The organism is Hominisplanchenecus murintestinalis (assembly GCF_943193015.1).
Lineage (GTDB): Bacteria > Bacillota > Clostridia > Lachnospirales > Lachnospiraceae > Hominisplanchenecus_A > Hominisplanchenecus_A murintestinalis.
This window is the reverse complement of record NZ_CALPCM010000084.1, coordinates 1-5,003: the sequence shown is the minus strand read 5'-3', so window position 1 is coordinate 5,003 and position 5,003 is coordinate 1. Positions and strand designations below refer to the sequence as shown.

The window sequence follows — 5,003 nt, the reverse complement described above, 5'->3', positions numbered from 1 at the left end:
CTTCACAGCCAACACTATCAAGATTTTTCAACCGTATGGATGAAGATACACTCCTGCAGTTTGATGACATTGATAAATGCTCATGTACGGTAAAGAAGCAAGCAACCGAAAACAAGAGATAGACCGCCAGCACCACACTATTCCAAACCAAAGAAACCAAAGACAAGCATTATGGAAATGTGCATAACAGGCTATGGAATCATGGATAACTCTATTCACAGTACATGGAAAAGCTAAAGGGCAGCTTTCCCACGTCCTGCAAACAGAGTTACCCACAATTCCATGAGATAGCCAGTTATACACATTCCCACAATGCCGACTGCTACGGAATCCCTCTTTCCTTTCTTTCATAAAATTTTATTATTGGACAAAATAGAACAATTTATCGCTATTCCGTTTTCTCGGAATGGTAAAAAATGGAGTAAATTCATAAAATCTATTGACTTTTAGAACAATGTTCAATACAATATATTTGAACGTTGTTCAAGAAAGGAATATTGCTATGGATAAAAATGCCAATGTAAAAAATCGCATTATTGAAGTTACAACGGAATTGATTGAAAAACATAACGGCAACATTAAGGACATAACCGCCCGTATGATTGCCACAAAAGCAGATGTTGGATTAGGTTTAATCAACTATCACTTTGGTAGTAAAGAAAAATTGATAACGGAATGTGTGCAGCGCATTATCGGAAAAGTAGTTACAGAATTTCAAATGACGAACCAATATGAAACAGATAAAGAACGCTTAATGGATTGTGCTACTAATGTTTTCAATTTTCTGTTTGAACATTCTGCTATTTCACGTATTTCTATTTTGGGTGATTTACAAAATTATACGGAAAACTGTAATTCTGTACTTACACAACGGGGCTTTTCGCTGTCTTTGAGAAATGATATTTCAAATGAGGATAAATCCATGTTTGTATTTATTCTTACTGTTGCAATGCAGGCGGCATTTTTAGGAAGTGAGACAATCAAACAATTATTGGGGTATGATTTTACGAAAACCGAGGATAGGGCAACATATATCAATAAATTGGTTGGTATTCTTTATAAAGGAACGGTGCAGATTGATGAATAAGAAAATAGGAGTGTATAGCTCTTGTGTTAATTTCATTGCGGTAATCTGTTTTGCTATGTCTATGCTATTTGACTTTGATTATGGCAGCTACTTTTTCTCTATGTTCATTGCATTCAGTTTTGTAGCTATGGTATGTGGATATGCCCACTTTGCTGAAAAGGAAGTAAAATTAGCGGGTTGTGTTTCAGTAGCCTTTTCCGTCATATACGCAGCTATTATTTTGTTAGTTTATTTTGCTCAGCTAACAACTGTACGATTAGATGATTTAACACAGCAAGCTGTTGCACTTCTTGATTTTCAGCAATATGGATTGCTATTTAACTATGACCTGTTGGGTTACGGGGTTATGTCATTAGCTACACTATTTGCCGGATTGACGATAAAACCACAGAAAAAGATAGATAAATGGCTGAAATATCTGCTCATGGTACATGGCGTGTTTTTTATCTCTTGTTTGATTATTCCTATGCTCGGAGTATTCAAAACGGATAGTCTGACGTGGATAGGTATAGCTGTATTAGAGTTTTGGTGCGTTTATTTTTGTCCTATTGGTATTTTATCCTTTTTGCGTTTTCGTAATTGCAAGGAATGAGGTCTATAATGAAAAGAATAGAATGGGTACATTGTCCTGTTTGCGGGAGCAAAACAAGATTACAGATACGGGCAGATACAGAATTAAAAAATTTCCCTCTTTACTGTCCGAAATGTAAACAGGAAAGCTTGATTAACGCAAAAGATTTACAGGTAACAGTTATTAAAAATTTGTATAAAAAAGAGCCAGACGCATAGACGCAGAGCCGACAAGACTTGTGAGAAATCACAACTTGTCGGCTATTTTCTTGAAAATAAAATGCTAAAGGTATGCCGGAAGATAATCATGGGGAAGCAATCTAAAACGTCACCCCTTGAATTATAAAATGCAACAGTAAACCAAGCACCGCCCCATGTGGGAGAAAGGGGGAAATCACCTATGCCTTGCACAGAAGCATACAAAGAACACATCATGTATACCTTTAACGGCTTTTGCAAGACCGTCATACGCTATGCAGCACTCAACGCATGGCGTGACAGAAGCAGACGGCGGCAAAAAGAAATATCCCTTGAATACCTCACAGAAGAAAAGTTTTACCCTTTAGGCACAACAGACAAATATTTTGAAGCACCCTATGAAGAATACCCTATAACGATATGCGGTCAGACAGTTATCCTCACCAATGGGGAGCTTGCAACCGCCCTGTTATCCCTGCCGGAGAGAAACCGGGAAATCATTTTCCTTTACTTTTTCGGGGATTACACACAACAGGAAATCGGGGAAATGTATGGACGCTGCCGGAGTACGACCGGGTATCTAATCCGCAGGACTTTAAAACTCCTGCAAAGGGAAATGGAGGTGCTTTCGCATGGGGAATCCGAACCTTTTGCCCTATGAAACGATTGTCCGGGCGACCAGCGGAGAGCCGGAAGCGGTGGACGAGGTTTTACGGCATTACAGCAAGCGCATCCGAATTGCCGCCATTGAAAACGGGCATATCGACAGGGATACCGAGGACAGCATAAAACAACGGCTTGTCGCTGCTTTGTTCAAGTTCCGCTTTGATGAACAGGAAGTATAAGAAATCGCTTTCATTTTTGGGAAAACGGATATATAATAAAGCAACGACAAATCGAAAGTTGACGCCGATGAAAATGAATGAAAGGAGAGAACACCTATGTTCAATGCAGGAAGCAGGATAGTAAATAATTGGATATATCCTATTGACAAAGGCTATGTACTGATTGATACAGGGTATGAAAGCGGATTTGCACATTTTAAAAAGCAACTGGCAAAGATGCAAATAGCCCCTCAACAGATACGATATATTTTTTTGACACACGTTCACGATGACCACGCAGGTTATCTGAATGAAGTACTTTCGGAATGCTCTGACCTCCAAATCGTTATGAGCGACAAAGCATTAGAAAGATTATATAGAGGGCAAAACTCTTTTCATGGCGGTTGCACAACTAAGATTGCCTTGTTCTTTTGTTATTTAATGAAATTCGTTGGCAAAGGTAAGCATTTGTTTCCCTCAATAAAGCAAGAATATCAATGTAGATGTATTCAAGTGACCGAACAAAACCGTAAGCAAGTGGAACTTTTACTGCAAGGAAAAATTATTGATACTCCCGGTCATACCGCCGATTCCATATCGCTTTTACTAAATGACGGTTCTCTATTCTGCGGTGACGCTGCTATGAACGGCTTGCCAAGTTTACATAGAATAACCATTTGGGCAGAGGACAAAACGGCTTTTCTGAAATCTTGGGAAACAATCATTGCACTCAGACCAAATCTAATATATCCGGGACATGGCAAGCCGTTTGAATATGAAGACCTTAAAATAAATCTAAAACGAGCAAAAAATATGGAATTGTTACCGATTCAATAACTTCCAGTTTGTAGAATTGTAGCCATACCGAAAAACTGAATAACCGCCGTTACATAGAACGGCACACCAAGACAGGAAATCAAGAAAAGGTTTCCTGTTTTTTTGCGCCCATTTTTGGCATTTTTGAAAATCGCCAGTATTATGCCGTGCAAAGGGGATAGAAAGAAATTTCTTAAAAATCCCGCCTATTCCGGCTTGTGTGGTTTTGTAAGAAATAGAGGGAAATTTCCGCAAATCACCGTCATTTTTGCTTTGCGTGGTGTTGTAGGTAGTAGGGGGAGAAATCCCGCCGCATAGCTGGCAGAATCCACGCCCTGCCCGCCGGAGGTATCAGCAAAAGCCCACACAGAGGAAGCCGTCACTTTCTTAGAGCAAGATTCTACCACAGTACCAAATTTCGCCTACCGGTTCATTTTGTCCTATGGGAATCTTGTTGGGGTTGCCACCCCAAGCCCGCCTTTTTGCGGCTTGCGCCGCTTGAAAAATCCCCGAAAAAATTTTTCGGATTTTTCAAAAAAACACTTCCGCTTTACCCCCTGTTTTTCTCCTATTAGTGAGAGGGCAAAGCATAAAAAGAAAGGAGTTGAAAGCCATGAAAAGATACAACACGCCCCATCGCCACCGGGTAATCAAGACACGCTTGACCGAGGAAGAATACGCCGAGTTTTTCGAGCGTGTCACCCTCTGCAAAATGAGCCAAGCCGAGTTTATCCGGCAAGCACTTACCAAGTCGAGCATACGCCTGGTCATTACTGTTTCCCCGGTCAATGATGAACTGCTTTCTGCCGTTGGGAAACTCACAGCCGAATACGGGAAAATCGGCGGCAACTTGAACCAGATTGCCCGCTGTCTAAACGAGGACGGCGCACCTTATAACGCCCTCTCCCAAGAGGTACGAGCCGCCACAGCGGAGCTTGCCGCCTTGAAGTTTGAAGTCTTGCAGAAAGTAGGTGAAGCCGTTGGCAACATTCAAACATATCAGCTCTAAAAATGCCGATTACGGAGCTGCCGAACAGTACCTAACCTTTGAGCATGACGAGTTTACCATGAAGCCCACACTGGACGGAAACGGGCGGCTTCTCCCCCGTGACGATTACCGCATATCTTCCCTTAATTGCGGTGATGAAGATTTTGCAATCGCCTGTATGCGCTCCAATCTGAAATACGGCAAGAACCAGAAACGGGAGGACGTAAAGAGCCACCACTATATTATTTCCTTTGACCCCCGTGACGCACCAGACAACGGCTTGACCGTAGACCGGGCGCAAGCGTTGGGCGAGCAGTTCTGTAAAGAGCATTTTCCCGGACATCAAGCGTTGGTATGCACCCACCCAGACGGGCATAACCACAGCGGCAACATTCATGTGCATATCGTAATCAATTCTTTGCGGATTGCCGAAGTGCCGCTATTGCCCTACATGGAAAGACCAGCCGACACAAGGGAGGGCTGCAAGCACCGCTGTACGGACGCAGCTATGGAGTATTTC

At 41.9% G+C, this 5,003-nt stretch carries 8 protein-coding genes; all 8 read left to right on the top strand.

All coding sequences use genetic code 11. From position 1 onward, the window contains the following. Nucleotides 1-502: 502 nt before the first annotated feature. Nucleotides 503-1,087 carry a TetR/AcrR family transcriptional regulator gene (locus NFR99_RS14660; RefSeq protein WP_004061278.1) on the top strand — a complete coding sequence of 195 codons (585 nt, stop codon included), beginning with the start codon at nucleotides 503-505 and terminating at the stop codon, nucleotides 1,085-1,087. Continuing rightward, entirely contained in the window at nucleotides 1,077-1,679 is a 603-nt protein-coding gene (locus NFR99_RS14655) for a hypothetical protein (RefSeq protein WP_330642222.1), read from the top strand. Before NFR99_RS14660 ends, NFR99_RS14655 begins: the two co-directional genes overlap by 11 nt. Continuing rightward, on the top strand, nucleotides 1,676-1,876 hold the full coding sequence (locus tag NFR99_RS14650) for a cysteine-rich KTR domain-containing protein (protein WP_465221065.1): 201 nt from the start codon (nucleotides 1,676-1,678) through the stop codon (nucleotides 1,874-1,876). Before NFR99_RS14655 ends, NFR99_RS14650 begins: the two co-directional genes overlap by 4 nt. 181 nt (nucleotides 1,877-2,057) lie before the next feature. Continuing rightward, a complete protein-coding gene (locus tag NFR99_RS14645; protein WP_251354017.1) occupies nucleotides 2,058-2,516 on the top strand; it encodes an RNA polymerase sigma factor in 459 nt (152 codons plus the stop codon). After that, nucleotides 2,488-2,700, top strand: coding sequence for a helix-turn-helix domain-containing protein (locus NFR99_RS14640; protein WP_016288533.1), 213 nt, complete (start codon nucleotides 2,488-2,490; stop codon nucleotides 2,698-2,700). Before NFR99_RS14645 ends, NFR99_RS14640 begins: the two co-directional genes overlap by 29 nt. A gap of 96 nt (nucleotides 2,701-2,796) precedes the next feature. Further along, nucleotides 2,797-3,516, top strand: a complete 720-nt coding sequence (locus NFR99_RS14635; RefSeq protein ID WP_172552387.1) for an MBL fold metallo-hydrolase — start codon at nucleotides 2,797-2,799, stop codon at nucleotides 3,514-3,516. 592 nt (nucleotides 3,517-4,108) lie between these two features. Continuing rightward, the gene (locus tag NFR99_RS14630) at nucleotides 4,109-4,504 is read left to right on the top strand and encodes a plasmid mobilization protein (RefSeq protein ID WP_016228403.1); all 396 of its coding nucleotides are present in this window, start codon (nucleotides 4,109-4,111) and stop codon (nucleotides 4,502-4,504) included. Beyond that, the coding region (locus NFR99_RS14625) for a relaxase/mobilization nuclease domain-containing protein (RefSeq protein ID WP_251354016.1) at nucleotides 4,476-5,003 on the top strand (528 nt) is incomplete at its 3' end. The genes NFR99_RS14630 and NFR99_RS14625, both read left to right, overlap by 29 nt.

Coding starts and splice junctions, on each gene's coding strand:
- NFR99_RS14660 (WP_004061278.1), top strand. CDS start 503: ATGGATAAAAATGCCAATGTAAAAAATCGCATTATTGAAGTTACAACG.
- NFR99_RS14645 (WP_251354017.1), top strand. CDS start 2,058: ATGCCTTGCACAGAAGCATACAAAGAACACATCATGTATACCTTTAAC.
- NFR99_RS14650 (WP_465221065.1), top strand. CDS start 1,676: ATGAGGTCTATAATGAAAAGAATAGAATGGGTACATTGTCCTGTTTGC.
- NFR99_RS14630 (WP_016228403.1), top strand. CDS start 4,109: ATGAAAAGATACAACACGCCCCATCGCCACCGGGTAATCAAGACACGC.
- NFR99_RS14635 (WP_172552387.1), top strand. CDS start 2,797: ATGTTCAATGCAGGAAGCAGGATAGTAAATAATTGGATATATCCTATT.
- NFR99_RS14640 (WP_016288533.1), top strand. CDS start 2,488: ATGGGGAATCCGAACCTTTTGCCCTATGAAACGATTGTCCGGGCGACC.